Source organism: Salinispora pacifica CNR114 (assembly GCF_000514775.1).
In the GTDB taxonomy this organism is placed as follows: Bacteria; Actinomycetota; Actinomycetes; order Mycobacteriales; family Micromonosporaceae; genus Micromonospora; species Micromonospora pacifica.
The window spans coordinates 1-26,473 of record NZ_AZWO01000054.1; the positions used below are offsets into that span (position 1 = coordinate 1).

Genomic DNA, 26,473 nt, shown 5'->3' on the forward strand with positions numbered 1-26,473 from the left:
CGCCGCTGGACGTCCTGGCACCGCTGGACCACCCTGGCGATCCTCGCCCACGCCTTCCTCGCCGCCGCGACCGCGCACCGCAGCCGTCCCGATCCGGCCGGGCTGATCGCGCTGACCGTCAACGAACTACGTCACCTGTTCAACGTCCTGATCATCGAACCCGCCCGCCGCCGCTGCGACCCACTGCTCTGGTCCGTACGCCGACGCCGTCACCAAGCACGAGCCACGACCAGCCACTACGCCCGGCAAGCCCTCACCGAGCCGTGATCACAATCCCCGGCTGGAGTACTAGGATAAGTAGTTGCAAACATGGCACGGCGGGATCCTCGAACTGCGGGCCACCGGCGGCAGCTTCCTCCCGCAGCGCCATCTCAACGCCCGTCCAAGCTGCGATCTTCTGGCCGCGAAGCTGGTCAAACTCCCGAGCTCTTTGCGCGACCCATCCATCCCGTGCCATGCCTCAGTATCTCCGACGATATCTATGGCCCACATCGCCCTGGTCGTGCCACGCTTGAAGCCGTTCGATCGGGTGATCATCCCACCGGACCTTCCCGGTGATGCGGACGCGACCAGTCTGGCCCTGGTGTACCTGGGGGGGAGACCGGAGACCGGGTACGGCACCGACTGGCACGCGCCGTTAATCGGGCAGCACTGGCTCGTCTCCGGCGCCACTGGCTCCGGCAAAAACTCGGTCACCTGGATGGCGCTTCGGGCGTGTGCTCCGCTGATCCGAGACGGCCTGGTCCGTCTCCACGTGGTCAACCCCAACGGCACCGAACTCAACGCGCTCAAGCCGGTCGCGTACCGGTATGCCGAAGCTGACGGCGACATCGTGGAGGCGCTAACGGGGTCGAACTGGATAACGCCGCCACGGTGCGCCGGGTCCTCGACGGTCTCCGTATCAGGCTCGACGGCAAGCCGGCTGCCGCCAGCACCATCCGCCGGAAGCGGGCGGTCCACTACAACGCGCTTGGGTACGCCGTCGGACTCGGCCGTCTGGACGCCAACCCCATCGACCGCATCCAGTGGCCCGGCGGTCACCCGGAACTAGGCTCTGCTCACTCACCCGGTCGCGCAGACACGCGCTAGCCGAACCGCTGGGCGAGATCGGTCAGCCGCACGACACAGGGCGTCCCGTCATTGCTACCTGAATGGCTGGATCGACCTTGACCTGCAGCGGACTTGAGGTTTGATACTTCCCCCAGCCGCCGGGTCGGCGGGACACCTGGGTCCGAACGCCTGGCATCGCCCGAGTCGAAGCGCCCAGATCTAGGACCCCGAGACGAGAGAAGTGATTCTTGTGAAAGCTGCCGCCCTGACCTCCTTCGGCGGGCCGGAGGTTCTGACGCTGACGGAGGTCGCCAGCCCGCAGGCAGGCCCCGGCCAGTTGCGCGTCCGCGTACGGTCGGCCGGGGTCAACCACTTCGACACCGCCATCAGGAAGGGTTGGGCACCACCGACGGTGGACAACTCCTTCCCGGTCGTCCCCGGCAACGAGTACGCGGGCGTCGTCGACCAGGTGGGCGAAGGCGTCACCGGACACTCGGTGGGGGACACCGTCCTCGGCTACTGCACACTGGGCGCCTACGCCGAGTACGTGGTGGTCTCCCCCGAGCAGGTAGCGGCCAAGCCGGAGCGCATGCCCTGGGATATCGCTGGCGGCTTCTCCGCCAACGGAGTCGGCGCACACCTGTGCCTGCGCGAGTTGAAGATCGGTCCCGGCGACACGGTCCTGATCCACGCGGCGGCGGGCGCCCTGGGCACCTTCGCGGTCCAACTGGCCCGGGCCTGGGGAGCACGCACCGTTATCGGTACGGCGAGCGAGGCCAACCATGCTTACCTGCGGTCGGTGGGTGCGGTCCCGGTGACCTACGGCGAGGGACTGATCGAGCGGGTACGCGCCCTGGCGCCCGACGGGGTGGACGCCGCCCTGGACATCGCCGGCGACCACGCGCTGCGCGCGTCGGTAGCACTGGTCACGGACAAGAACCGGGTCCGCACCATGGTCTCCGACGAACTCGCCGCAGAACTCGGCGTTCCGACCGTGACACCGAAACGGTCCAACGCCCAACTCGCCGAGTTGGCCGAGCTCCATGCACAGGGCAAGCTCAAGCTGCACATCCGACAGGCACTCCCGCTCGCGCAGGCCGCTGCGGCACACCGTTCGATCGAGACCGGGCATGGGCGGGGAAAGATCGTCCTCCTCGTGGACTCCCCATCGTGAACAACGTCGAAATTCGCCGCCATGCGGCCGGCGCAAAGCCGAAATCGATCATTCGTTCCAGAGAAGCCAAAACCGAAGACGGACAGGCGCGGCCGAAGACCCTACCGTTTCAGCAAACCGAACAGCCGCTCAGGGCACCGCGAAACCTAACATAAACTAAATACGAACCGAGCGCAGCGACACAACAGCTTGGGGGGGAACCATGAAGCGGATCGAGACCGACCCCCATATTCAGATCCTCGGTCCCGTCCAGGCGACGAGCTGCGGTATTGAGATCGACCTGGGACCCCCGAAACAACGAGCAATTCTCGCCCTGCTGGCGCTCCGGGCCGGGCGACACGTACCACTCGATGAGGTGATCGCCACGCTCTGGGCGGGACAGTCACCGACCCGGGCCGCCAACCTCGTACACACCTACGTCGCCCGGCTACGCCAGGTGCTGGAACCAGAGACACCACGCCATCGGCGAACCAACGTCATCGCCTCGGTACCCGGCGGGTACCGGCTGGCTGTCGGCGTCGGGCAACTCGACCTACACGCCTTTCGTGCCGAAGTCCGGGAGGCGGTGTCCCTCCACGAGCACGGCCAGCTCACCGGCGCTTTCGCCCGCTTCGGCGAGAGCCTTGGCCGGTGGCGAGATCCCCAGGTCAGCGAGCTGGCCGCGCTCCTGATCGAGCAGGACGATATCCGTCCGCTGCGGCAGGAGTTCCTGGCCGCGGCGCTCAACTATGTCGGCCTCGGGCTGGAGCTGGACCGACCGGAGGCGGTCCTGCCCGTCGCCGAACAACTGGCTTTGACCGAGCCACTCAACGAGCGGGTGCAGGCCCGACTGTTGCAGACGCTGGCCCGAATCGGCCAGCGGGCTCGGGCCATCGAGCGGTACGCCGAGGTCCGCCGGCGGCTTCGGCTTGACCTCGGGGTGGACCCGGGGCCCGAACTGTCCGCGGCATACCGCGAGGTGTTGGACGCCAGGCTGACCGCGTCGGCCACCCAACGCCCGAGCCCGGCGCACGCCCCACCGTGGCGCTGGGCGGCGCCCCTGATCGACGAGCTGACCGGACGATCAGCCGATCTTGCGGCAGTCAACGACCTGCTCGACGGATATCGCCTGGTGAGCCTCACCGGTCCGGCCGGGGTGGGCAAGTCCGCGCTCGGCCTGGCCGTCGCCGAGCAGCAGCGGGCGCGGCACGCCGATGGGGTGGCGGTGGTCGACGTGACGAACGTACGCACCGGTCCCGCTCTCGAGCGGGCGGTGACCGCCGTGGTCGCCTCTTCGCCGCGGGCATCGACGGGACCACCCGTGCCCCTGGTACGTCAGCTGACCGACCGACGGCTACTGCTCGTGATCGACAACGCCGAGTTGGTTACCGATGCGACGGCCGACCTGGCGGACGAGCTGCTCCGGGGCTGTCCCGGCGTCACCGTCCTGTTGACCTCGCGCGAGTTGCTCGGGATGCGGTACGAGGCGGTGTATTCGGTCCGGCCGTTGCGCACCGATCCGGAGCCGGGGTCGTCGGCACCTCCACCCGCGCAACAGTTGTTCGCCCGACGGGCCATCCAGGTGCAGCCGAACTTCCGACTCGACGAGGCCACCGTGCCGGGGGTCACCGCGGTGTGCCGGGCCCTGGACGGCCTTCCGCTCGCCATCGAGTTGGCCGCAGCGTGTCTACGGACGCAACAGCTGGACGCCCTGGTTGAGGTCGTCGCCGATCCGCTGCATTGGCTCGGGCCGCCGCGACGAGGGGTGCCGAGTCATCATCGGTCGCTACACGCCGCTGTGTGGCGCAGCATCGAGTTGCTCGACGCGGCGGAGCTGCGCTGCTTCACCGGGCTCGGGGCGATGCCCGCCGACTTCGACCTGGCGGCCGGTGCGGGTGCCGGCGCGGGCACGGGTGCCGGTGCGGCGCTGATCGGTGATCTCCACGCCGTGCAGGTACTCCTGGATCGCTTGGTCGACAAATCGGTGCTGGAGGTTCGACACGGTCCCGCCGGCCGGAGCTACCACATGCTCGGCACGGTGCACGCATTGGCCCGGCAGCTGTTTCAGGAGGGCGGCTACGCGGTGGCACCGCCCTCGGCACGGTGCACCTGCCGCTGCCACCTCGGCGATTAAGTCCGGGAGAGTCGTAAATCTTTCGGAACTCTCGTCCGCTATCCTGACGAGCATTTTTCAAGCGGAGCGACGCCATCTACACCGCACGGGGAGATGCGTGGTGGCGGCGGCTTCAAGAAAAGTTCAAGGAGGTCTCAGCAGAATTTCGGTGGGTGCCCGAACAACCGTACCGGGGGCGCACATGATTTCAACCTCAGGCGTCTCGCCCCACCTGGCGGACCAGGCCCGAAAGGCCGCCGCGGCACAGGCGATCGACTACATGCGCCAGCACCTGGCGGAGCCGCTGCAACTGGCCGACCTGGCTCGGGTAGCGCCGTTCAGTCCCTTCTACTTCCATCGCCTGTTCCGAGACGTGACCACGATGACTCCGGCCCGTTTCCTCGCCGCCCTACGTATGGCGGAGGCACGGCGGTTGCTGCTGCACACGGATCGGACCGTCACCGCGATCAGCCGGCGCGTCGGCTACACCAGCACCGCAACCTTCACCACCCAGTTCTCGCGGCTGGTCGGTACCACGCCGGGGTACTTCCGGCAGGTGGCCCGTCTGCTCGATGGTCACTGCTGCCACATCCTGGCGGACCGACTCCACCGTACGGCCGCAGTGGTCACCCGCCCCCGACTCACCCTGCTCGTGCCCGACAGCGAACCCGGCGATCTGGTGCTGGTGGGCCTGCGCGGGAAGGGGCGGAGCACCGACGTACCGACCGCGTGGACGGTGGCCGCCGGCGGTTCGGCCGTTCCGGTCGTCGCTCGACCCAGCTCCTACCACGCCCAGATCGTGCTGGCGCGGGCACACCGCACGCTGATCAGCGCCCTGGTCGACGAGGATCCGGCGAGCTACCTGGTCGGCACGGCCGAGGTGGAGCTGACCCAGCGCGGCGCGACGGTGGGCCGAATCCTGATCGGACCGCGACGGCCCACCGATCCACCGGTGCTGGCGATCGGCCCGGTCGGCCGAATCATTGAGACGTTCACCTGCCTCTCTGAACCGCCGCGGTGGCCGGACTCGCCCCCACTGGCCAGTGTGCCCAGCACGGTGGCCAGCGCATAAATTCCCTCTGGTACGAGAAGGCCGCAGCCAACTGACCGAGGTGCTGCAGTTGAACAGCCCGGAGTCCGCGCACCCGCAAATTCACCATCGGCATGCAGGCTCACCTCGGGAAGTACCGCTGGGCCAGCACCAACCCATCCCCTTCCAGATCGACGCCGACACCAGTGCCGTTGTGCCCCCGACCGCCCTCCCCTACTCTTTCGCCCATCATGTCACCCCCTCGCAGTGGGAGGTCGATAATGGACAGAAGCGATAGCCAGGATCTGCGGTCATTCGCACACGACTCACCTACCGAGACGGAGACGGCGCTACGGCTGACCAAACTCTTGGCCACCTCGCCGATTCCACCCGAGGAGATGATCAACAATCTGCCGCTCTTCCTCCGCCGGCATCAGCTGACCGACCTACTCTCCATGGACGCGCTGTACCGGAAGGTCCTCGACGTCCCCGGGGTGATCATGGAGTTCGGGGTCCGGTACGGCCGGCACCTCGCCACCTTCGCCGCCCTTCGCGGCGTCTACGAGCCGTACAACCCGCTGCGACGCATCGTTGGCTTCGACACCTTCACCGGCTTTCCCGACCTCAACGACGTCGACCGGGTGGGCCCGACCGCGTACGAGGGTCGCTTCGCCACCCCGCAGGGCTACCCGACGTACCTACGGGAAATCTTGGACGCACACGAACACAGTGAATTCTTCGGTCACGTCACCCAGCGCAGCGTGCTGGTCCAGGGCGACGTACGAGAGACCGTGCCGCGTTACCTGGAGGAGAACCCGCAGACCGTCGTCGCCCTGGCCTACCTCGACCTGGATCTGTACGAACCGACGAGGGCGGCCCTGGAGGCCATTCTGCCGCGCCTGACCAGGGGTAGCATTGTCGCCTTCGACGAGGTGGACAACCCGAAGTGGCCCGGCGAAAACGTCGCCGTACGGGAAGTGCTCGGGCTGGACCACGCGCCGCTGCGGCTACTGCCCGGTCGGCCGGCCCCGGCCTACCTGGTCTGGGGAGACTGAGTCGAGCTGGCTCCCTCGGGCGGCAACACGCTCAGCTGTGTCGGCTGAATCCCGCGGCGACCCCTTCCCACCCGACTCGGCGAAGGGGCCGGAGTAGATCAGCAGCGTGAGGTCGGGAGGCCCCGGCGGCGACCGCCGACCCGCGTTCGGCGGCCCCGACGGGACCACAACTCCCGGAGCGACCCGCTGAGCCCACGACCTCCGCGCAAACCCCCGCTGGCAGCAGCAGAGTGGGACTACCTACACCAGGTCACGACGCGGGCCGAGCGGCGCCCCAGGCGGACAGGGCCTGATCCAGGTCGGGCCCGGTGGAACCGGCCCAGGCGACATACCCATCGGGTCGCACCAACATCGGTGTGGTCGGCTCCGCCGGCCGGAACGTCACCAGGTGGTCGTAGCCGGGGCCGCTCGGATCCGGATCCACCAGGACGAAGCCGCCACCCCGCAGCGCCGTGTACAGCCGACTCCCGTCCTGAGCCGTGAGGTCGGGGGCGCGCTGCCCGACCAGCGGATGCGCACCGCGGGCGGCCGGATAGCGTACGCCGATCCCGCTGAGCCGCATTCGCAGCTGGTCGCCCAGGGGGCGTACGGCAATGCCGGCGCGGAAGAGTCCGTTTCGGGCCGCCCGCGCGAGCGAGGAACGGAGGATCACCGCCCGGATCAGTCCTCCACTCGTACGCAGCACCATTCGACCGACCGGCCGGCGCTCCGCCTCGTACGTGTCGAGCAGGCTGTCACCAGCCCGACCCTGCACCACGGCAGCGAGCTTCCACCCCAGGTTGGCCGCGTCCTGCAGACCGGTGTTCATGCCCATGCCACCGGCTGGCGAGTGAACGTGGGCGGCGTCACCGGCGAGCAGCACCCGCCCCTGCCGGTAGGCGGTGGCCTGCCGCTCGTCGCTGTGGAACCGGGACATCCAGCGTGGACTGTGCATGCCGTAGTCAGTTCCGGCGATCCGGCGTACCAGTGTGGCGATCTCCGCAAGGGTGACCGGCGTGCTGTCGGGCGGCTCCCAGTTCGGGTCCCGCGCCATGACCCGGTACCAACCGTCGCCGAACGGGACGATCAGGCAAAAGCCATGCTGGTTACCCTGGACCGTGAGCACCTCCGGCGGCGACTCGGTGAGCTGGACGTCAGCCAAGATCAGTGAACGGAGTACGGAGTGGCCCGGGAAGTCCAGGCCGAGCTGCTCCCGCACCGTGGAGTGGCGTCCGTCGGCGCCGACGACGTACCGGCCTGTCAACGTGTGGACGTCCCCATCGCGGTCAACGGTCAGCTGCACCTCATCCTGGCCTGACTCGATCTTGATTACCCGGGCGCCGCGGATCAGATCGACCCCACCTGCTACGGCGCGCTCCAGCAACAGGCGCTCCACCTGGTACTGGGGGGTGACGAGCAGGAACGGGAAGCGGGTCGGCAGCGACGCGAGGGACACCGACACCGTGCCGAACAACCGGAGCCGGCCCAGCGCCTTGCCGGTGTCGACCAGTTGGTCGGCGAGCCCACGGGCGTCGAACTGTTCGAGCGTCCGGGCGTGCACCCCGAAAGCTCGGGTCAGGTTCGACTCGTCGCGGCGCTTCTCCAGAACAGCGACCCGAACCCCGGCCGCCGCGAGATCACCGGCGAGCAGCAGCCCGGTTGGTCCGGCTCCGACAATCACGACATCGTACGTGGTTTCGTCCATCGGATCAGCCACCTCCACACTCCGTTGCGCGGGATCGCCCCAAGTCAGAATCGAGCGAGAACTCGTTCCACTCGCACTGGTGAGCCTACGCAGACGGCCATCATCGCCACCAGAGAGTGATGACTGTGGCTTCGATGACAATAAAAATATGGCAGCGATACAGATCGGCTGCTAAGGCCTGTCGTCCTTGGTGGCCTCTGGGTTAGATTCCGATCATGGAGGGTCATGGCGTGGTGCAGGTAAGACCAGCTTTGGCCATGAACTGGCGCAGCAGATCAGCGCCCGGGGCCGACCCGTATTACGGGCCACTCTGGACGACTTCAAAAGGCCGTGGCGGGATCGACACCGTTATGACCGGGAATCGGGCGAGGGCTACTACCGCAACGCGTACGACTACGAAGCCGTCGCGCGGCTGTTGCTGCGGCCGGTCGCCCCCGAGGGATCTGGTGCATGCGTGTTGTGCAGCATCGACCCACTAACTCAACGTGACCACCGTGAGGTGGTCAACCAAGCGGCGGCGGATGCGGTACTGATCGTCGACGGCGTGTTCGCGTTTCGCCCAGAGATCAACGACTACTGGAACTATCGGATCTGGCTGGACGTCGACGAGCAGACTTCCGTGCATCGCGGCACCTACCGGGACCAGACCTGGGCCGGCGCGGAAGCTGAAGCGATACACCGCGAGCGCTACCTGGTGGCCATGCGGCTCTACCTGACCGAGGTGAGCCCCCTGCGGCTGGTTGACATGATCATCGACAACACGGTGTTCGACCGCCCGCAGATCATGCCAGCCGGGCGGGACGGTTGACACCTGCCACAGCCGCCGGTCGCCCTGGTCAGACACCGCCGCCGACGCTGGGTCGGACAGCGACGAGCCGGTCGACCCTCCTCGGGTCGACCGGCTCGTCGTGGGGTCCGATCAGGCTAGGTCGAACCGGTCGAGCTCCATGACCTTGGTCCAGGCCGCGACGAAGTCCTGCACGAACTTCTCCCGCGCGTCCTCGCTGGCGTACACCTCGGCGAGGGCCCGCAGCTGCGAGTTGGAGCCGAAGATGAGGTCAACCGCGCTGGCGGTCCACTTCACGTTGCCGGTGGCCAGATCCCGAATCTCGTACCCGTGCTCAGTGGACTCCGACGCCTTCCACTGCGCGCCCGAGGCGAGCAGGTTGGTGAAGAAGTCGTTGGTGAGCACACCGGGACGGTCGGTGAGCACGCCGTGCCGGCTGCCGCCAGCATTGGCCTCGAGCGCCCGCAGGCCGCCGATGAGGACGGTCATCTCGGGTGCGGTCAGGTTGAGCAGGTAGGCGCGGTCAACGAGCAGCACCTCCGGCTGGGTCTTCTCACCGGGACGCAGGTAGTTCCGGAACGCGTCGGCCCGCGGTTCGAGCACCCGGAAGGACTCAACGTCGGTCTGCTCCTGGGTGGCGTCGGTGCGACCCGGCCGGAACGGCACAGTCACCTCGACGCCGGCGTCCCGCGCCGCCTTCTCGACCGCGGCCGAGCCGGCCAGCACGATCAGGTCCGCGAGCGAGATCTTGGCGCCACCAGCGGCGTTGAACTCCCGCTGGATCTCCTCCAGCGCCGCCAGGACGCTGGCGAGTTGCTCGGGCTGGTTGACCTCCCAGCTGCGCTGCGGCTCGAGGCGGATCCGGGCACCGTTGGCGCCACCGCGCTTGTCGGTGTAGCGGAAGCTGGCCGCGGAGGCCCACGCGGTGGAGACCAGCTGGGCGGTCGTCAGGCCAGACCCAAGCACCTTCGCCTTGAGGGCGGCGATGTCGGCTGCGCCGACGAGCTCGTGGTCAACGGCGGGTACCGGGTCCTGCCACAGCTGCGGCTGCGCCACCCACGGCCCGAGGAACCGGCTGACCGGGCCCATGTCGCGGTGTAGCAGCTTGTACCAGGCCTTGGCGAAGGCCAGCGCGAACTCGTCCGGGTTCTCCAGGAAGCGACGCGAGATCCGCTCGTACGCCGGGTCAACGCGCAGCGACAGGTCGGTCGTGAGCATCGTCGGCTTGTGCTTCTTGGTCGAGTCGTACGCGTCGGGAATGATCGCCTCGGCGTCCTTGGCGACCCACTGCTTCGCACCACCGGGGCTGGTGGTGAGTTCCCACTCGTAGCCAAACAGGATCTCGAAGAAGCGGTTACTCCACTGCGTCGGCCGGTCGGTCCAGGTCACCTCGAGGCCGCTGGAGATCGTGTCGGCGCCCGCGCCGCTGGCGTGGCTGCTCAGCCAGCCCAGGCCCTGCGCCTCCAGGGGGGCGCCCTCGGGCTCAGGGCCCACGTGGTCGTCGGCGACCCCGGCACCGTGCGTCTTGCCGAAGGTGTGGCCGCCGGCGATGAGGGCCACGGTCTCCTCGTCGTTCATCGCCATCCGGCGGAAGGTCTCCCGGATGAAGTACGCCGCCGCGGCCGGGTCCGCGTTGCCGCGGGGCCCCTCCGGGTTGACGTAGATCAGACCCATCTCGGTCGACCCGACGCCGGCCACGAACTCCTTCTCGGAGACGTAGCGCTCGTCGCCGACCCAGGTGTCCTCCGAGCCCCAGAAGATCTCCTCCGGCTCCCAGACATCCTCCCGGCCGAAACCGAACCCGAACGTCTTGAAGCCCATCGACTCCAGGGCGACGTTGCCGGCGAGCACGAGCAGGTCGGCCCAGGAGATCTTCTGACCGTACTTCTGCTTGACCGGCCACAGCAGCCGCCGGGCCTTGTCCAGGTTGACGTTGTCCGGCCAGCTGTTCAGCGGCGCGAACCGCTGGCCGCCGTCACCAGCGCCACCGCGGCCGTCGTGGATGCGGTAGGTGCCGGCGGCGTGCCAGCTCAGCCGGATCATCAGACCGCCGTAGTGGCCGAAGTCGGCCGGCCACCAGTCCTGCGAGGTGGTGAGCACCTCGGTGATGTCCCGCTTGAGGGCTTCGACGTCGAGCTTGGCGAACTCCTTGGCGTAGGAGAAGTCCTCGCCCAACGGGTTGACCTTCGCCGAGTTGGTGGAAAGTACCGACAGGTCAAGCTGGTTGGGCCACCAGTCCCGGTTGGTACGCGGACGGCCACCAGCGACCGCGGTGGGAGAGTCGATCGCCGGGCTCTCGCTCTCGCTGCCGTGCGCGGTGACGGAGTCGTGCGCGACCGGACAGCCGGCCGCCGCCTTCTGATCCACGCCCTGCGCGCTGACGGGGGCGTTGTCCTGAGTGTCGCTCATCTACTTCCCTTCACGTGGTGGAGCGCGGAAGGCGCGTCCGATTTCTTGCAGTTGGGGCAGGTGCCCCGGTAGACAACCTCCGCCTCATCCACCACGAAACCGTGGTCGTCGGAGGCGGTGAGGCAGGGAGCGCGACCAACCGCGCAGTCGACATCGGCGATCGCTCCGCAGGACCGGCACACGACATGGTGATGGTTGTCCCCCACCCGGGACTCATACCGAGCGGGGGCGCCGGTCGGTTGAATGCGTCGCACCAGGCCGGCGGTGGTGAGCGCGCGGAGCACGTCATACACCGTCTGATGCGACACGGTGGGGTTATCCACCCGAACCAGGGCGATAACCTCATCGGTGTCGACATGCGGGTGGTCCCGCAGCGCGGCGAGCACCGCCATCCGAGGTCGGGTCACGCGCAACGAGACCGCCCGCAGCTGCGTCTCGAAGTCGGGCGTCACGCGACGACGATAGCCAGTCTTCTGGAATGAATCAAGTTTTACGACGGGCGGAGTGCGGGTGGACCGGCCGCCCCGACGAGTCCGACCGGCCAGCACAGGTCGAGAACCTCCTCGCCCAGGACGACGACGTTGCCCCGAACAGCCCAGGAACCGGGGCGCTCCGGTTCACCCCGGCCCGATCTGTTCTGTCGCGCGTACCGATGCGGCGAGCAGGGCAGCGTCACCGGTGCCGGCGTACGCGTCGAGCACGGTATCGGCGAACTTGATGGCGTGCGGATCCGCGGACTCCACCGCGAGCCGCATGACCTCGGCTGCCTCCTGTTCGGCCACGAGCAGCGGCCGGGGTTCTCCGATCGCCGGGGCGTACGAAGCGGTGATGGCCGCGGTGGCGGCCCAGCCGGCGGCGAGGCTGGCCGGCCAGATCTCCCGGGGCAGGGCGGGCAGGGTGCGCAGGACCGCGTTCGGGGCGGTGGCGGCGTGCACCAACATGACCGGCTTGGCGTAGCCGTGGGTGCCGTGCCGGGTAATCGCCGCGTGCACGATTCCCGCCAGTCGGGCTGGCACGGCCTCCGGCCCGTCGGCGACCTTCCCGCTACCTGCTCCGCGGCCGGGCACCGCGCCGGCCACCGCCGACCAGCGGGGCAGGTCAGCCAGTTGAGCGAGCCGGGCCCGGATACCGAACCGCTGGTCGGGTACGCGGGGCACCGCGTCGAGCGCAGCGCGGGGATCGATGGCGGGATACGGCCCGGCTCCGGGCGGCGCGAGGGGCTGCCACCGGGCCGCCCAGTAGGCCAGCCCCTGCCCGAGTTCACCGACCCGCGGGACGGTCTCCTCGTCGAGCAGGGCGCGAACGGCGTGGCCGACCCGGATCACGCCGTGGGTGGCACCGGCCGCGATGCCGGGCAGCAGGCGGGGCCACCATCGCGCGAGCACCTGCCGCCACGGCTCATCGGCCAGTTCCCGGTCGAAGTAGTTGAGCCAATCACCGGTGCGTACGGCGTCGCCGAGCGGATCCCGCCACTCGTCGGCGGTGATCGGCTCGATTCCCCGTGGTCGCTCCTCCAGCCGGTCCGCGTACCCGTCCAGCCATCGGTGGATGACTGCGGCGTGGCCGCGCCGGGCGAGCGCCTCAACAGCCATGGGCGCGTGGTTGGAGAGCCACCCATCCCGTTCCGGTCCGAAGTACCGGATCCGTTGAAGGGCCTCGTCGATTTGATCCATTCGGGAACGGTAGAAGTTGAAGTGAGGTTGAGGTCAACTGCCGACGTGCCCCAGGCGCACCGGGCGACCTGGGCGCGACGGGCGAACTGGTCCCGCTGGGCGCGCTGGGTCAGCCCGCGTTCGACCAGGATCGGCTGGACAGGACCACCCGGTAGCCATCCGGGTCCTCGACAGTGACGCCCCAACGATCCCAGTAGGGCCCCTGGGCGACCACCCGACCGCCGGCCTGCTTCAGGCCGTCGATGGTCGCGTCGTCGATCGGCCGGCCCAGGTAGAGCACCAGTAGGTCCTGGGCGGTGGGCGCCGGCCGCACCGAAAGATCGGCGCCGCCGACCAACTCCAGGTGCCAGTTTGCCTCCCGTCGCCCGAGGATCAGCAGGTCGTGCTCACCGGGTCGGTTCGCCGCGATCCGGTGCAGCAGGGCCAGGCCGAGACCCTCGACGTAGAACCGTTCCGCAGCCGCCAGATCCGTGCACGGGCGCGCGATCCGTACCGCCACCTCGTTGACCATCAGCCCTCCACTCGGTAGTCAGCCGCACTCCTGGCGAGCGCCGACTCGTCACGGTGGCAGGATGCCGGCGGCCACCGCCCTCAGGTCCGCAACGGGCACCGCTCCATTCCCGCTAACGTCGATCACCGTACCGCTGGACGTCGTGATCACCACCGCGTGGACGGTGACCTCGGAGCCGATAGTTCTGGTGAGCTGGGCCTGACCGGCCGGAACCGGGAAGCTGTCAATCACCTCCGTGCCTTTGATGGCCCAGCCGACCAGCCACTCGGTGACCTGCGCCCGATCAACCTCCGCCGTCGTCCGTTCCGGGCGCAACACCGAAATCCAGAGCCAATTCGACCCGTTGGGTCGCACATAGTTACGGTAAGTTGTCGTGGCGGTCGGATGGTCGGAGCCGGCGACCGCTCCGCCACCTGGCGAGGTGGGCACGCCGCGGTCGTTGTGCAGTTGGTTCTTCGACACGGCATAGCTAACAGGTCCAAACTGCGCAACATTGGCCCGCAGCCCTTCCGGAACGGAGGTGATCCGGTAGCCGTCCAGTGGCTGGTAAAGCGGGTACGCAACGAAGGTTGGCGGGGCGGCCACCGACGGACCGGTGGACGAGTTCGGAAGCGGAGCCGATTGGGTGATCCCGGTCAGGGAAACCGCGACAGTGACAGCGATGGCCGTGGCGGCTACCACGCCGCCGGCCGCACCCGCGCGCAGCATTCGACGTCGTCGTACGCCGCGATGCACCCGGGTGACGAAAGCGTCCGTGACCGGGAGCGCGAAGTCTTCTCTATCCAATTCGGTTAGCTTGTCGGCGAGATTCTCGGACACCGAATTCACCCTTCTGCTGACAGCGTCGTACGGAGGCGGGACAAACCTCGGGAGAGTTGCGACCGCACCGTCGCCGGGGTGCAGTTCAGGAGGCGACCGATCTCGTCGTCCGGTAGATCAGCGACGTAGCGTAGGGCGATCGCCGCCCGCTGTTTCGGTGGCAGGCTCGCGAGGATCCGCCGAACCCCGGCGGTCGACTCCACCGCGGCCAGTGCGGTGTCCTCGTACCCGGCTTCCGGAATGGTGTCGGTCGGCGTCGGCCGGCGACGTCGGCGTTCGTTGAGGAAGAGGTTGGTCATGGTGCGCTGGGCATAGCCAACCGGATTTCCGTCCGCGCGTACCCGTGACCAGGCCAGCCCGACGCGGATCAGGGTCTCCTGGGCGAGATCTTCCGCGGCGGCTCGGTCCAGCGTCAGAATGTTGCCCAAGCGCAGCAGCCCGGCGGCGCTCTGTCGCACGAACGCGTCGAACCCGGACCCGTCCGGTGGGAGTGCAGTCGCCTTCACACTATGACTACCCCGCATCCCCCTGGAAATGTTGCATGGGTCCCCTGATTCGGGTGCCTGGGCACCTCACCTCGATCAGCAGATCCTGACGTCCGGGCCACCGCCTGCTGCCCGCTCCGTCGTCGGCGAACGGACGCAGCGGCCACGTGGCCCACGGAGCCGACCGAGCCGGTAGAGCCAACAGAGCCGAAGAGCTGGCAGCTTTGGGGTGAGACAGAAATATCTACCTATGCTATCGTCGCGCTATGACTGCCGGGTCGGCTACACGCCAGAAGCGAATAGGGTTCCCGGCCTGGGCATGATCGCCTGGTGGGGCCGAGCCCCACCCCTCCGCGGTCAGCTATTTACCAGCACAGTAACCGTACTTCTGCTTGCTGTCGCCCACGCTTTTCTTCTCCCCCGCGTCTCGCCGCGCCACCTCCGCAGGCACACCCGGCCCCGAGTCGGTGATTTGTCGTGCCCGCACCAATTCGCTGGCCGACCGCCATCGTCCCGGGCTGGGCTGGTAGCCGCTGACAAAGAACGACACCCCACCGAAGGATTGGAGTACACCCTTTGCCGTCCAACCACGCTACCCAGATCAAGAATTTCCACACCCAACAGGGACATGCCTCGAAGATTCCCGAAGACCGGCGGAGCATCCTGCTCACCACCGTAAACCGAGAAACCGGGGCACCGCGTACCACCTGGGTGGAGTTCTTCCTCGACGAAGACCGACGCATCCTGGTCGTCGCGCTGCCCGACGGCAGTCGCAACAAGCCGGGCTGGTATGACGACCTGCTCGCCGAGCCGCAGGTGACCCTGGAGAACGACGCCTTCACGATCGAGGCACACGCGGTGCGGCTCGGGGAGAGCGAACGAGACGCCGCGCTCGACCGGGCGGCGGAGCTGGACCCCGTACTGCGGCGGGAGCGTTCCCGCGCCCCGGAACCGCCACCGGTTGTGGCGCTGAACCCGCTCCACGGCCGGCCGGTCGGGGCCACCTGGAGCAGCAGCCTGAAGCTGATTCACGACGCCTTCCGCCGCGAGTTGGCGATCCTCCGCAGCGAGCTGGCACGGCCGGGGGCGCGCCTCGGTGCGCAGTTGCGCATCAACTGCCTCGCCCTCTGCGGCGGCCTCGGTCATCATCATCGCAGCGAGGACGACCAGCTACTCCCGGTAGTTGCCCGGCACCATCCCGAGCTCGCCGACGCGGTACGGCGGCTGCGGGAGGAACACGCGGCGATGGACGCGCTGCTCCAGCAACTGCAGCAGGTGGTCGGGGCAGCCGACGTGGACCGGGCGAGCGTGCGTACCGAGGTCGACCGGCTCACCGCCGCGGTCGAGGCACATCTCGACTACGAGGAGGCGCAACTCCTACCGGTCCTCGCGGCTCTTCGCTGAACAGGCAGGTGACAACCCGGCCTGACCACGGCTTGGTCAGGCCGGCCCCGCTGCTGCGCGGTCCCCGTACCGCTCGGCCGCACGCGCCCTGGCCTTCGCGGCCTCCACTGCGCGGTCCCGGGGCGGCGCCTTGGTCACCAGGTCACCCAGGAGGGTCTGGGTGGCCGCGACGACCGCCCGAACGGCTTCGTTGAACGCCTCCTCGTTGGCCGCAGACGGTCTGGTCGCCCCACTTACCTTGCGCACGTACTGGATCGCAGCGGCCTCGATCTCGTCGTCGGTGGCGGGCGGTTCAAAGTTGTGGAGCACGCGAATGTTCCGACACATGGCTCTACGATGCCAGGCCCGAGCCCCAACCTGAACCGCCCATGCCCCACCGCACTATCCGCGGGATGAGATCTGTTGCACTGTCCATTGGTTGCCGTCCGGGTCGTCGAAAACGACGAAACCGACATTGTCCAGGCTGTCGCCGTCCTGAGCCGGGCGAAAGCCCTCCGACCCGGCCACTTGAACCTCGCTGACCCCGACCCCCCGCTCCACCAACTGCTGATGGGCCTTCCGCACGTCCGCGACCACGAACTGCACCCCCTTCAGCGAGCCCGGCTCCATGGAACTGATGCCCTTCCCGATGATGATCGAGCACCCGGAACCCGGTGGGGTCAGCTGCACCGGACCGAACTCGCCGTCGCCACGAGAATCAAAATCCAGGTGGAAACCCAGCTTCTCGGTGAAGAAATCCTTGGCGCGGTCCACGTCCGCCACCGGCACCAGCACCACTTCCAGAGTCCAGTTCATTACTCCCGCTCTCGCTTACGCTATCCCTTGCTTGGCCGGACGCGTTTCGCCGGCCGCCGACATATTCCTGGTGACCCCGGGGCCCACATCACCGTGACGCGAGCACCTCGTCGAGCCGGTCGTAGCTCTCCCCCACACCCCGCTCCATCGGAGTAGCCAGCACCAGGTCACGCACCTCCGGCGACGAGTAGCGCAGGGTGGTCTGGAGCGTGGTCAACCCGGCGCGCTCCGTGAGGACGGTGGTGACGAGGGACTCGCCCGGCACCCACTGGTCGTCGTAGGACTCGGTGTAGACGAGCCGGTCCGGCGCCTGGATCTCGCGGTACACCCCGCCCTGGCCCATCCTCAGGCCATCCGGCCCCACCGAGACGAAGCGCCAGCTACCACCGACCCGTAGCTCCACCTCGCATTCGACCAGGCGCCAACCGCGAGCGCCGAACCACCGCCTGAGCAACTCAGGCTTGGTCAACGTGTCGAACACGAGGTGCCGTGGTGCGTTGAACACCCGGGTCAGGACAATGTCAGTCGGCGTCGGTGTGGTCACTCGCAGGGTCTTCGCCGTCATGTCCCCTGCCCCTCCCGGCCGCCGCTCGACTGGCGGACATCGTCACCGGCTTGAAGTTCGTCGAGCAGTTCGTCCAGGCGCCCGTACGCCTCCGCCCAGTAGCCGCGGTAGGTCTCCAGCCAGTCCACGACCAACCTGAGCTGGCGCCCCTCAAGGTGACACGGTCGACGCTGGGCGACCCGTCCGCGGGAGATCAGCCCCGCGCCCTCCAAGACCTTCAGGTGCCGAGAGATCGCTGGTTGACTCACCGGGAACGGGGCGGCGATCTCCTTCACCGTCGCGTCGCCCTGCGCGAGCCGGGCGAGGATCGCTCGCCGGATCGGGTCTGCCAAGGCCGCGAAGGTGGCGTCGAGACGCTCGGGCTCATCGAGTGCATAGCCAACTTGTTTCATAACGAGTTGGTTATATCCTTCCTCTGCTGCCCCGTCAAGCCCGATCCCGGCAGTCTTCGCAGGTAAAGGGCGCTCCGGCGAGGTGACGCGAGCTGAACGGCCGCCCAACAAGCGCACCCGTTCTGCAGGTACGCGGCAGTCCGGCTCCCCGGGACACGCGTGGTCGAGCGGCACCGGGTGGCGCAGGGGTCGATACGATCGCCTATCGATCGGAGGGCCACCATGCCGGATGTCAGCGCCGAGCAGTTCGTCGAAAAATTGCAGACGTACCAGTCGGATGAGGAGCTCCGCAAGATCCAGCGCTACTTCAGGCACGCCGAGGGCGACACGTTCCTGGGCGTCCGGATGGGGCAGGTATTCGCACTGGCCAAAGAATTCATCGACCTGGCGCCCGGCGAGATCGAAACCCTACTCGACAGCCCGATCCACGAGGTACGCGCCGGCGCGGTAAGCATCATGTCCAAGCAGGCCGCGCGGAAGAGGACCACCGACGCGCGCCGGGCGGAGCTGTACGACCTCTACCTGCGCCGGCACGACCGGATCGACAACTGGGACCTGGTCGACCTCGGTGCCGCGAACGTGGTGGGGGCGTATCTGGTCGACAAGCCCCGCGACGTGCTGTACGAGTTGGCCCGCTCGGACGACCCGTGGCAGCGACGAACCGCGATCGTCAGCACCATGGCGTTCGTACGCGCCGGTGACCTCGACGACACGTTCCGGATCGCCGAGATGTTCGTTGCTGATCCACATGATCTGATCCACAAGGCCACCGGCTGGCTGCTGCGCAGCGCCGGGGACCAGGACCGGGCGCGGCTGCTCGACTTCCTCGACCGACACGCGGCCACCCTGCCCCGGACACTACTGCGCGCAGCCATCGAGCACCTCGACAGGGAGCAGCGGACCTACTACCTGGGCCGGAAAAAGACCGAGCAGGGAGCCTCGGTTCGCCGCTAGGGTGCGACGCATGACCAAGCTGCTGACCGGTAGAGTGGCGCTCGTCGCCGGAGGGACCCGAGGCGCCGGGCGAGGAACCGCCATCCAGCTCGGAGCGGCCGGGGCCACGGTCTACGTGACCGGCAGGTCAACCCGCGCCCAGCGGTCGGGGATGAACCGACCGGAGACCATTGAGGAAACCGCCGAATTGGTCAGCGCCGCCGGTGGGGTCGGCATCGCGGTACAGGTCGACCACCTTGTCCCTGACGAGGTACGCGAGCTGATCGCCCGGATCGAAACCGAGCAGGGCGCCCTCCACGTAGTCGTCAATGACATCTGGGGCACCTCCCAGGTGGAGTGGAACAAAACGGTCTGGGAGTCAGACCTGGACGCCGGGCTACACACGCTGCGTCTCGCCGTGGAAACCCACGCCATCACCAGTCACTTCGCGCTACCCCTGCTCATCAGGAACCCGGGCGGGCTGGTTGTCGAGATGACCGACGGGACAGACGAGTACAACGCGGCCACCTACCGCAACTCGTTCTTCTACGATCTCGCCAAGGGCGCCGTGAGCCGGATGGCGTTCGCCCTGGCGCACGAACTCCGATCGCATGACACGACGTCGGTGCTGCTCACGCCCGGATGGTTGCGGTCCGAGGACATGCTGGACAGCTTCGGTGTGACCGAGCAGAACTGGCGCGACGCACTCACGGTCGAGCCCCACTTCGCCATCTCCGAAAGCCCGGCCTATGTTGGCCGCGCCGTGGCGGCCCTGGCACAAGACCCGGAGGTGTCCCGCTGGCACGGCAGGTCGCTGTCCAGCGGGGAGTTGGCGCAGGTCTACGGCTTCACCGACCTTGATGGGAGTCAGCCCGACGCCTGGCGATACCTGGTCGAGGTGCAGGACGTCGGCAAGCCCGCCGACCCGACCGGATACCGCTGACCCAACCCGGGCCAGTAGCCGCACGACGGCAAACATGTTCACCCATTGAACACCTTCGAGAAATTGAAGGGCCGGCCGGAGCGGCCATCATCGATGACCATGAAGAGACCGCTGAGTCTGCTGCTCGCCGTTGTGCTCACCGCGACCGGGTTGCTCACGCCCACCGCCCCTGCCGCCGCCGCCCCGGCGCCGCTGAAGGTCCTGACCCACAACGTCATGTTCCTGCCCCAGCTACTCTTCCCGAACTGGGGGCAGGTCACCCGCGCCGACCTGATCGCCGAGGCCGACCACATCACCGGTCGGGATGTCGTCATCCTGCAGGAACTGTTCGACAACGAGGCATCCGACCGGCTCAAAGACCAGCTCGCTGCGGAGTATCCCCACCAAACCCCGGTTCTCGGCCGGTCGAGGTCCGGCTGGGACGCCACTCTGGGCTCATACTCCAGCGCGACCCCAGAGGATGGCGGAGTCACCATCCTGAGCCGGTGGCCCATCCTGGAAAAGATCCAGTACGTCTACGTGGACGGCTGCGGGGCAGACTGGTTCTCCAACAAGGGCTTCGTCTACGCGCGGCTCAACGTCAACGGCGAACCCGTACATGTGGTGGGCACTCATGCGCAGGCGGCCGACACCGGCTGCGCCGACGACACCGGGGCCCGGGTACGGGCAGCCCAGTTCGACGAACTCGGCGCCTTCCTGGACGCTCGCCAAATCCCAGCGGACGAACAGGTCGTCGTCGCCGGCGACCTCAACGTTGATCGCTACACCACCGAATACAACAGCATGCTGGCCCGGCTCGATGTCAGCGATGCCACGTTCACCGGCCATCCGTACTCGTGGGACACCCAGCGCAATGACATGGCCGCCTACAACGACGACCAGGGCAGCCGCCAGCAACTCGACTACATCCTGCAACGCAACGGCCACGTGCGGAACGGTGCCGGCGACAACGAGACCCTAGCCGTCGAGGCACCGAAGTGGTGCGTGACGAGCTGGTTCGTCCGCTACTGCTACACCGACTACGCGGATCACTATCCGGTCGCGGCCGACCTCTGACGCGGACGGCCCGGGCAGACAGCTGTCCTCCAGTGCTGGGGCTGGGCAGCGGCGCACCCGCCGCTGCCCAGCCCGGTCATACCACCGTCACCGCGGCGGCCTCGCCGTCCGCCACCCACCAACCGGCGTGTGGTACACCGTCCCTGCTTGCTCGGTCAGCGGCAGGTCCGCCAGGTCAAGGTGCTTCCCCGTTAGCTTTGATCATCGCGCACCGGAGCGAGGAGTCCATGCCCGGCAGCGCGGCTTCGTGTCGCATGGTGGCGGTCAACTCGCGGCCACGCTCCGCGTTGGGCAGCTCCCGATACCCAAGCCTCCGGTAGTAGGGGCCGTTCCAGGGCACATCGCGGAAGGTGGTCAGGGTCGTCGCCGGACGACCGTGACGCCTCCCCCATCCCTCGACGTGTGCGATGAGCCGCCGACCAAGCCCGCGCCGAGCGTGCGTGGGCGCCACCGACACCTGCTCGATGTGGGCGTTGCCATCCAGCACCGCCGCAGTGACGTAACCGACCGTCCGGTCGCCTTCCTCGACAACCCAGATCAGCCCCTGCCGCTGGCGTCGCCTCAGGGCCTGTCGATCCACGGCATGATCAGCTATCTCTGACATGCCAACCGTATGGAAGAGCTGGCCAGCCTGGACCTCAAGCCGAGCCAGATCGTCGAGCTCCGACTGTCTTGCCGCCCGAATCAGGGATGTCCTCCTCACTTTCTCAGCAGCAGGGCCGGCTGCCATCGGACAGTCGGCCTCGCCCCTGCGTACTTGTCAGAGCCCCGCAACTGCCGCGTCATTGCCCGGCATCCGGGTCACGCTGGGCAGCTGCAGCACGTCCGCTGCCGAGCGGCCGCTCGTCTCGCTGGTCGGGCACATCGCCATCAGCAGAAACGACTGCCAGGCCAGGTCGATCGGATGCGCCTCGGGCAGGCCGATCTGATGGTGGCTGAGGTTGATCCCGGAGGATACCTGACGCCCGCCATCCCGGCTGTGCAACGAGAACATCTGGTGACCGATCACCAAACCGTCATGGCCGAAGAACTCACCGCACGGGGTAGGAAGCGAGTAAATACCCAGACCATAGCTACCGGCTTCGGGCACATCCGGGAACATCGGCACCCCGGCGAGCATCTCATCGAGGGTGGCCGGGCTGAGCAGATCACCGCCGAGCAGGGCCCGGAAGAACGTGTTCAGGTCCGCCGTGGTCCCAATCATCTCGCCCGCCGTCCACCCCCAGCTCATGTTGAACTCGCTGAGGTCACGAACCCCGAACGGGGCGAAGTAGGCACCGCTGTGTGGGCCGTGAATAGTCGGATCAGTGCCCGGGAACGACGTCCCGGTGAGCTTCAGCGGCCGCAGAATGCGCCGCTGCACCTCGGCCGCCGCCGGGTTACCAGTGATCGACTCAATCAGTAAGCCGGCCAGGATGTAGTTCGTGTTCGAATAGCTGAACCCAGCCCCGGGCGCGTTGGTCGGCGGCATAGCCAGGCCCATCGCAACCAGGTCCACCGGAGCGTACGTCGTGACCTGCATCTGGTCGATCGCCGCCCACGAGTCGAGCATCGCGTTGGTGTAGTTCCCGATGCCGCTGGTGTGGTTCAGCAGCATCCTGACGGTGACTTCGGCACCGCGCTCACCCGGCACAATCTCCGGCAGCAGCTCCCCGATCGGGTCGTCGAGGCCCAGCCGGCCCTCGTCAACAAGCTGCAGCACGGTGGTCGCGACGAACGTCTTGGTGATGCTGCCGATGCGGTGCCGCAGCTGTGGCTGCATCGGTCGGGGGCTGGTCAGGTACGCCTGACCGGCACTGCCGCGCCAGTCGTGCCGGCCATCGCGCACGGCTGCCAACGCACCCGGAACGCCAGCCTCGGGTACCGCGGCGAGCGCGGTGCGCAACTCACCCCGATCCAGCCCGCCGGAGGGGCTCCCCCCAGCTGTCTGAGTGGATAGCGCGGCAGCAGATGTGGGCACCACAAAGGCGGCGGCTGCCAACGTCGCACCGGCAATTACGATCTTCAACGCCCGAGGAATGCTAGACATATCGCGATCCTAGGTGCAGTCAGGATTCGCCTCCATTCCCATGGCAGTAATCGGCAGGACATAGTGGCATCCCCCGGGTGTCCGTTTCGATCTCGTGTGGCTCGATATCGGTGCTGGCTCACATCGCCTGTCCCGGGAGGGCGCAATGCGGGAACCTTCACCGTGCGGACCGCGGCTCTACGCCGGCGGCAGCCCAAAGCTAGAAGGTGCCCTCTGAACTGGAAGGATAGGAGTTCTGACGCTTCTATCGTTCGGCTCGAAAGGGCACCTCGCAGGTGTGATTACGCCATGACGCGCCGGTGGCGGACGACCGGGTGACCGGCTCGCCAAGGTCGGTCTGCCGTTCGTCACGATTGGTTCGACCGCCGAGCCGCACCGAATGAGCGGGATCGACATCGACTACGCCGGGCTGACCGCCCGGTCCGTACACCACCTGGCCGATCTGGGCCACCGGCACGTGGTCCTGGTCAACGTTCCGCCGAGGTGGTGGCCGCGGGCCACGGCCCCAGCCATCGGGCGCTGGCAGGCTCCCGGGAGGCGGTGGCGGAGCGGGGCCTGACCGGCGTCGAGGTCTGCAGCGGCGACGACACGGCCTCCGGCGAGGCGTGCGTGGAGCAGTTGTTCGCGACCCACCCGGACGTCACGGCGGTGACCTCCCAACGAGGCCGCGCTGCCCGGGATGTAGCGTGCGCTGGCCGGCGCCGGGCTCCCCGTGCCGGGCGACCGCTCCGTGACCGGTCGCCGCCCAGCACTGGGCCGAGGATTTCCGCCCGCCGTTGACCGCCCCGGACGTTCCGATGATGACATCGGCGCCGAGGCGGTGACACTACTGTTGGAGATCATCGCCGCGCCCGGGGCCGTGCCGCGCCACCGCCTGTGCAGCCCACCCATCTCGCTGCGCTCCAGCACCGGTCCGGTCCGGGCTGGGCCCGGACCGGCAGAGGCGCGGCCGGCGCCTGATCCTCCGCGCTAGAAGGCCGAGATCGGGGTGGCATAGACCATCCGCTGGCCGGGGTGTTCGGTCACCGTGAACAGCACGTCGCCGAAGCCCAGGAATCCCGGCCAGTACGACAGGTCCTCCGGGCCCACGCCGGCGGTGATCCGCCGAGCCGGACCCAGTACGCCCTCAGCCGCCCCGCCCGGCGCACTCGTCCGCAACAGGTCGCCGTTGTCGATCTCGTCCGGGACGTCCACGCCGTGGCTGCGGGTCAGGTACCAGGTGTCGCCGCGCGACAACGCGCCCTGGATGTTCGGCTGCGGCAGCCGGAACGCACTGCTCGCCTGCCACAGACCGTCGTTGGAGAGCAGCGGGCGGCCGGTGTCCCCGTCCAGCGGCCACCGCGCCACCCGGCCGGTCAGGTCGTCGGTGTCCGCGCCGTTGCAGTACTCGCCAGTGGTCAGGTGATCGATGCCGGTGCGGTCCAGGCCGACGAAGGAAAACTTCGGTGAGCCGCTGACCCGACAGACACTCGGGTTCTCCACCTGCCCCCCGTTGCTGGTCCAGGCGGCCACCTGCGGCATCACGTACCGGTAGCCGTGGCCGTAGAAGACCCCGTTCTGCCGGCCGATCCTGGTCTTGTCGGTGGTGTTGCCCTTGTCGCCCGCGGCCTTCAGGTCGAAGATGTAGCGCATGTCGAAGACCCGGAAGCCGCGCCGGGTGTCGGCGACGTAGAGGTAGTTGCCGTACCAGGCGATCCCGCCGGCGTGCAGTGACGACCCGGAGGCGTTCTGCGTGTTGCGCAGGCTCATGTACGTGGCGTTCTGCGAGTCGTTGATGAACGGGTACGCCAGCAGGACGTGCTGGTAGGCGCCCGTCCGCCGGTCGATGAAGGTGATCCGGGAGCCCTTCACGTACTCGGAGTCCTTGTTGTACCAACTGACGATGAGCGGCTCCGCCACCCCCCACGCCTGGTCGTCCTGGGCGTCCGCGACGGTCGTCATGCCCTGGGGCATCCACTCGACGTCGCCGCCGCGGACGCTGCTGTCCGACGAGTCGAAGCAGAAGCTGTAGACCACCTGGAGATCACGCTCGTCGACGTCCACCGCGTCGGGGTTGCAGATGGCGCCACTGCCGGTCATCACCGTCCCGTCCCGGTTGGCCTGCGCGAGGATGTTCTGCACACCGAGCTTCGGCAACTGCGCGTCGAGCAGGCGTACCCGCTCCATCAGCTCCGCCTGGTTGCTCGCCGGTCGCAGGCGGAACTCGGACAGGTTGGGCGCGGTCGCCGCCTCAGCGGGCGACACGGCGACCGCCCCCAGGGCGACCGCCATCGTTGTCGTGAGCAGGACCCGCAGGATCCACACTGTTACTACCTCCCCGGACCGTGGATGAAGATCGCACTATATGCGTCCTGGATCTTCGTCAGGCCGGCTGCCCGGTCAGCCTGACGATTGCCCATGCCCGGCTTGCCCAGCGGGGACTCGGATTCGGCCTGGTCTGTCTCGAACCGACCTGGCACTGGCAGGGCATCGGATTCGGCCACGCGAAGGTCGGCGGCTACAACGTCTGGCTGCGCGGCTACAACCCGCTGATCGCCACGCTGTCCACGCCCCTGTCCGCGCCGGTGATCACCGCTACCCGGCTCCGCGCAGCTAACGCCGGTTCCGCCCGCGGCGCCGCCAACATGATCACTGAGGCGATCACCACCGCCCACTCATCGCCGTTGCTCTCACCCTGCTCTGGGGCATCACAGCCGGCCGCGCCGCGCACCTGGCACCCCGTCCAGAGACTGAGTGGATGGTTCGAGACCCAGGACTCGGGGCAGCAGGGCTGCCAAACCCATTGGTGCGCCACCGTCCGCTCCTGGCATCCTGCTGGATATGCCGGAGACCGCCTCGCTGCCGCTTAGCCTGCCCGAGCTGCGGGCACTCGCCAATGCGGGCAGGCGGCTCAAGTACCTGTTTTTCTGGGGACACCAACCCCAGCCAGACGACAGCATCGGAGCGGGGTGCCTCAGCCAGTGGTGGCCCGCTCCCTTCATCGTTGACGGAGTCCGATACGCCACGGCCGAGCACTACATGATGATCGGCAAGGCTCGCCTGTTCGGCGACGACAAGGTCGCCACGCAGATGCTTACCACGTCGCATCCGGGCGCAGTCAAGGCCCTGGGCCGGCGGGTCCGTGACTTCGACCAGGCCACCTGGGATACCCACTGCTTCGACCTGGTCGTCGCGGGCAACGTGGCCAAATTCAGCCAGCACCGTGACCTCGGGCAGTACCTGTCGTGCACAAGAAACCGGGTCCTGGTGGAAGCCAGCCCGGTGGATCGGGTCTGGGGTATCGGCCTACCCGCCGCGGTGTCAACGGCGGATTGGAACTGACCCCCTATCGACGTTTTGGGATTGACCCCCTGGAGGTCGTTACGTGCTACTTGTTGCGGTCCTTCGCGAGGAGTTCTCGGCGGGCTCTGGTGCGGTAGGACTCGCCTGCGAGGGTGAGGACCTCGGCGTGGTGCACGAGGCGGTCGATCATCGCGGCGGCGACGACTTCGTCGCCGAAGACCTCGCCCCACCGCCCGAACGGCAGGTTCGAGGTGACGAGGATGGAGCCGGCCTCGTAGCGAGATGCGACGAGTTGGAAGAACAGG

General features: G+C 67.9%; 26 protein-coding genes and 3 pseudogenes. 14 read left to right on the plus strand and 15 right to left on the minus strand.

Annotated elements, in window-relative coordinates:
* The 6 genes and pseudogenes from B118_RS0123155 to B118_RS0123180 form a co-directional block, all read left to right on the plus strand.
* A pseudogene (locus tag B118_RS0123155) lies at positions 1–267 on the plus strand (IS701 family transposase); the annotation flags it as partial.
* 223 nt (positions 268–490) lie between these two features.
* Positions 491–850 (plus strand): annotated as a pseudogene (locus B118_RS28995) (FtsK/SpoIIIE domain-containing protein); the annotation flags it as partial.
* Between the two features lie 450 nt (positions 851–1,300).
* Entirely contained in the window at positions 1,301–2,224 is a 924-nt protein-coding gene (locus B118_RS0123165; protein WP_028193527.1) for an NADP-dependent oxidoreductase, read from the plus strand.
* Positions 2,225–2,426: 202 nt separating this feature from the next.
* Positions 2,427–4,337 (plus strand): ATP-binding protein, encoded by a 1,911-nt coding sequence (locus B118_RS0123170; RefSeq protein ID WP_018219992.1) that lies wholly within the window; start codon positions 2,427–2,429, stop codon positions 4,335–4,337.
* Positions 4,338–4,518: 181 nt separating this feature from the next.
* On the plus strand, positions 4,519–5,388 hold the full coding sequence (locus tag B118_RS0123175) for a helix-turn-helix domain-containing protein (protein ID WP_028193528.1): 870 nt from the start codon (positions 4,519–4,521) through the stop codon (positions 5,386–5,388).
* A 239-nt stretch (positions 5,389–5,627) separates the two neighbouring features.
* The gene (locus tag B118_RS0123180; RefSeq protein WP_018219994.1) at positions 5,628–6,401 is read left to right on the plus strand and encodes a class I SAM-dependent methyltransferase; all 774 of its coding nucleotides are present in this window, start codon (positions 5,628–5,630) and stop codon (positions 6,399–6,401) included.
* A 250-nt stretch (positions 6,402–6,651) separates the two neighbouring features.
* On the opposite strand, the gene B118_RS0123185 is transcribed toward B118_RS0123180, so the two are convergent.
* Entirely contained in the window at positions 6,652–8,103 is a 1,452-nt protein-coding gene (locus tag B118_RS0123185) for an FAD-dependent monooxygenase (protein ID WP_018219995.1), read from the minus strand.
* A 217-nt stretch (positions 8,104–8,320) separates the two neighbouring features.
* On the opposite strand from B118_RS0123185, the pseudogene B118_RS29000 reads away from it, so the two are divergent.
* Positions 8,321–8,893 (plus strand): annotated as a pseudogene (locus tag B118_RS29000) (nucleoside/nucleotide kinase family protein); the annotation flags it as partial.
* Positions 8,894–9,004: 111 nt separating this feature from the next.
* On the opposite strand, the gene katG reads toward B118_RS29000, so the two are convergent.
* The 6 genes from katG to B118_RS0123220 form a co-directional block, all read right to left on the minus strand.
* Positions 9,005–11,281 carry a catalase/peroxidase HPI gene (gene katG / locus B118_RS0123195; RefSeq protein WP_018219997.1) on the minus strand — a complete coding sequence of 759 codons (2,277 nt, stop codon included), beginning with the start codon at positions 11,279–11,281 and terminating at the stop codon, positions 9,005–9,007.
* The gene (locus B118_RS0123200; protein ID WP_018219998.1) at positions 11,278–11,733 is read right to left on the minus strand and encodes a Fur family transcriptional regulator; all 456 of its coding nucleotides are present in this window, start codon (positions 11,731–11,733) and stop codon (positions 11,278–11,280) included. Before B118_RS0123200 ends, katG begins: the two co-directional genes overlap by 4 nt.
* Before the next feature lie 165 nt (positions 11,734–11,898).
* Positions 11,899–12,954: a questin oxidase family protein gene (locus B118_RS0123205; RefSeq protein ID WP_028193529.1), complete on the minus strand. Its 1,056-nt coding sequence runs from the start codon at positions 12,952–12,954 to the stop codon at positions 11,899–11,901.
* A 109-nt stretch (positions 12,955–13,063) separates the two neighbouring features.
* On the minus strand, positions 13,064–13,465 hold the full coding sequence (locus B118_RS0123210; protein WP_018811937.1) for a VOC family protein: 402 nt from the start codon (positions 13,463–13,465) through the stop codon (positions 13,064–13,066).
* A 48-nt stretch (positions 13,466–13,513) separates the two neighbouring features.
* Positions 13,514–14,293 (minus strand): hypothetical protein, encoded by a 780-nt coding sequence (locus tag B118_RS0123215; protein WP_018811938.1) that lies wholly within the window; start codon positions 14,291–14,293, stop codon positions 13,514–13,516.
* Positions 14,290–14,790 (minus strand): SigE family RNA polymerase sigma factor, encoded by a 501-nt coding sequence (locus B118_RS0123220; protein ID WP_018220002.1) that lies wholly within the window; start codon positions 14,788–14,790, stop codon positions 14,290–14,292. The genes B118_RS0123215 and B118_RS0123220 overlap by 4 nt, the downstream gene beginning before the upstream one ends.
* 579 nt (positions 14,791–15,369) lie before the next feature.
* Between B118_RS0123220 and B118_RS0123225 the strand changes: the two genes are divergently transcribed.
* Positions 15,370–16,173: a nitroreductase family deazaflavin-dependent oxidoreductase gene (locus tag B118_RS0123225; protein ID WP_420329472.1), complete on the plus strand. Its 804-nt coding sequence runs from the start codon at positions 15,370–15,372 to the stop codon at positions 16,171–16,173.
* Between the two features lie 36 nt (positions 16,174–16,209).
* Here B118_RS0123225 and B118_RS0123230 read toward each other — a convergent pair whose 3' ends face one another.
* The 4 genes from B118_RS0123230 to B118_RS0123245 form a co-directional block, all read right to left on the minus strand.
* On the minus strand, positions 16,210–16,500 hold the full coding sequence (locus B118_RS0123230; protein WP_027647198.1) for a DUF2277 domain-containing protein: 291 nt from the start codon (positions 16,498–16,500) through the stop codon (positions 16,210–16,212).
* Between the two features lie 54 nt (positions 16,501–16,554).
* Entirely contained in the window at positions 16,555–16,968 is a 414-nt protein-coding gene (locus B118_RS0123235; RefSeq protein ID WP_027647199.1) for a VOC family protein, read from the minus strand.
* A gap of 88 nt (positions 16,969–17,056) precedes the next feature.
* Complete coding sequence (locus B118_RS0123240; protein WP_018220006.1) at positions 17,057–17,533, minus strand: SRPBCC family protein; 477 nt, start codon at positions 17,531–17,533, stop codon at positions 17,057–17,059.
* Entirely contained in the window at positions 17,530–17,925 is a 396-nt protein-coding gene (locus B118_RS0123245) for an ArsR/SmtB family transcription factor (RefSeq protein ID WP_028185849.1), read from the minus strand. The genes B118_RS0123240 and B118_RS0123245 overlap by 4 nt, the downstream gene beginning before the upstream one ends.
* 222 nt (positions 17,926–18,147) lie before the next feature.
* Between B118_RS0123245 and B118_RS0123250 the strand changes: the two genes are divergently transcribed.
* The 3 genes from B118_RS0123250 to sph all read left to right on the plus strand — a co-directional run bounded on the left by B118_RS0123250 (position 18,148) and on the right by sph (position 20,857).
* Entirely contained in the window at positions 18,148–18,879 is a 732-nt protein-coding gene (locus B118_RS0123250; protein WP_018220008.1) for a DNA alkylation repair protein, read from the plus strand.
* A gap of 10 nt (positions 18,880–18,889) precedes the next feature.
* A complete protein-coding gene (locus tag B118_RS0123255; protein WP_028193530.1) occupies positions 18,890–19,801 on the plus strand; it encodes an SDR family oxidoreductase in 912 nt (303 codons plus the stop codon).
* A 99-nt stretch (positions 19,802–19,900) separates the two neighbouring features.
* A complete protein-coding gene (gene sph, locus B118_RS0123260) occupies positions 19,901–20,857 on the plus strand; it encodes a sphingomyelin phosphodiesterase (RefSeq protein ID WP_028193531.1) in 957 nt (318 codons plus the stop codon).
* A gap of 175 nt (positions 20,858–21,032) precedes the next feature.
* Here sph and B118_RS0123265 read toward each other — a convergent pair whose 3' ends face one another.
* Both B118_RS0123265 and B118_RS0123270 read right to left on the minus strand, forming a co-directional pair.
* Entirely contained in the window at positions 21,033–21,560 is a 528-nt protein-coding gene (locus tag B118_RS0123265; protein ID WP_028193532.1) for a GNAT family N-acetyltransferase, read from the minus strand.
* 57 nt (positions 21,561–21,617) lie between these two features.
* Positions 21,618–22,742, minus strand: a complete 1,125-nt coding sequence (locus B118_RS0123270; RefSeq protein WP_018220013.1) for a serine hydrolase domain-containing protein — start codon at positions 22,740–22,742, stop codon at positions 21,618–21,620.
* Between the two features lie 523 nt (positions 22,743–23,265).
* On the opposite strand from B118_RS0123270, the gene B118_RS33240 reads away from it, so the two are divergent.
* Entirely contained in the window at positions 23,266–23,445 is a 180-nt protein-coding gene (locus tag B118_RS33240) for a hypothetical protein (RefSeq protein ID WP_028193533.1), read from the plus strand.
* Between the two features lie 410 nt (positions 23,446–23,855).
* On the opposite strand, the gene B118_RS0123285 is transcribed toward B118_RS33240, so the two are convergent.
* Positions 23,856–25,190 (minus strand): hypothetical protein, encoded by a 1,335-nt coding sequence (locus B118_RS0123285; RefSeq protein WP_050591720.1) that lies wholly within the window; start codon positions 25,188–25,190, stop codon positions 23,856–23,858.
* Positions 25,191–25,210: 20 nt separating this feature from the next.
* Here B118_RS0123285 and B118_RS31995 point away from each other — a divergent pair, with 20 nt between their 5' ends.
* Both B118_RS31995 and B118_RS29010 read left to right on the plus strand, forming a co-directional pair.
* Positions 25,211–25,735, plus strand: a complete 525-nt coding sequence (locus B118_RS31995) for a hypothetical protein (RefSeq protein ID WP_028193534.1) — start codon at positions 25,211–25,213, stop codon at positions 25,733–25,735.
* Positions 25,707–26,207: an NADAR family protein gene (locus B118_RS29010; protein WP_050592862.1), complete on the plus strand. Its 501-nt coding sequence runs from the start codon at positions 25,707–25,709 to the stop codon at positions 26,205–26,207. Before B118_RS31995 ends, B118_RS29010 begins: the two co-directional genes overlap by 29 nt.
* Positions 26,208–26,253: 46 nt before the next feature.
* Here B118_RS29010 and B118_RS0123300 read toward each other — a convergent pair.
* Positions 26,254–26,473: ATP-binding protein (locus B118_RS0123300; protein WP_028193535.1), on the minus strand; the 220-nt coding region annotated here is incomplete at its 5' end.

Bases quoted from the DNA above. Each gene is read 5' to 3' on its own strand.
- B118_RS0123235 (WP_027647199.1), bottom strand. From the start codon at position 16,968: ATGAACTGGACTCTGGAAGTGGTGCTGGTGCCGGTGGCGGACGTGGAC.
- B118_RS0123175 (WP_028193528.1), top strand. From the start codon at position 4,519: ATGATTTCAACCTCAGGCGTCTCGCCCCACCTGGCGGACCAGGCCCGA.
- B118_RS0123245 (WP_028185849.1), bottom strand. From the start codon at position 17,925: ATGAAACAAGTTGGCTATGCACTCGATGAGCCCGAGCGTCTCGACGCC.
- B118_RS29010 (WP_050592862.1), top strand. From the start codon at position 25,707: ATGCCGGAGACCGCCTCGCTGCCGCTTAGCCTGCCCGAGCTGCGGGCA.
- B118_RS0123250 (WP_018220008.1), top strand. From the start codon at position 18,148: ATGCCGGATGTCAGCGCCGAGCAGTTCGTCGAAAAATTGCAGACGTAC.
- B118_RS0123180 (WP_018219994.1), top strand. From the start codon at position 5,628: ATGGACAGAAGCGATAGCCAGGATCTGCGGTCATTCGCACACGACTCA.
- B118_RS0123230 (WP_027647198.1), bottom strand. From the start codon at position 16,500: ATGTGTCGGAACATTCGCGTGCTCCACAACTTTGAACCGCCCGCCACC.
- B118_RS0123255 (WP_028193530.1), top strand. From the start codon at position 18,890: ATGACCAAGCTGCTGACCGGTAGAGTGGCGCTCGTCGCCGGAGGGACC.
- B118_RS0123210 (WP_018811937.1), bottom strand. From the start codon at position 13,465: ATGGTCAACGAGGTGGCGGTACGGATCGCGCGCCCGTGCACGGATCTG.
- B118_RS0123170 (WP_018219992.1), top strand. From the start codon at position 2,427: ATGAAGCGGATCGAGACCGACCCCCATATTCAGATCCTCGGTCCCGTC.
- katG (WP_018219997.1), bottom strand. From the start codon at position 11,281: ATGAGCGACACTCAGGACAACGCCCCCGTCAGCGCGCAGGGCGTGGAT.
- sph (WP_028193531.1), top strand. From the start codon at position 19,901: ATGAAGAGACCGCTGAGTCTGCTGCTCGCCGTTGTGCTCACCGCGACC.
- B118_RS0123240 (WP_018220006.1), bottom strand. From the start codon at position 17,533: ATGACGGCGAAGACCCTGCGAGTGACCACACCGACGCCGACTGACATT.
- B118_RS33240 (WP_028193533.1), top strand. From the start codon at position 23,266: ATGAGCGGGATCGACATCGACTACGCCGGGCTGACCGCCCGGTCCGTA.
- B118_RS0123205 (WP_028193529.1), bottom strand. From the start codon at position 12,954: ATGGATCAAATCGACGAGGCCCTTCAACGGATCCGGTACTTCGGACCG.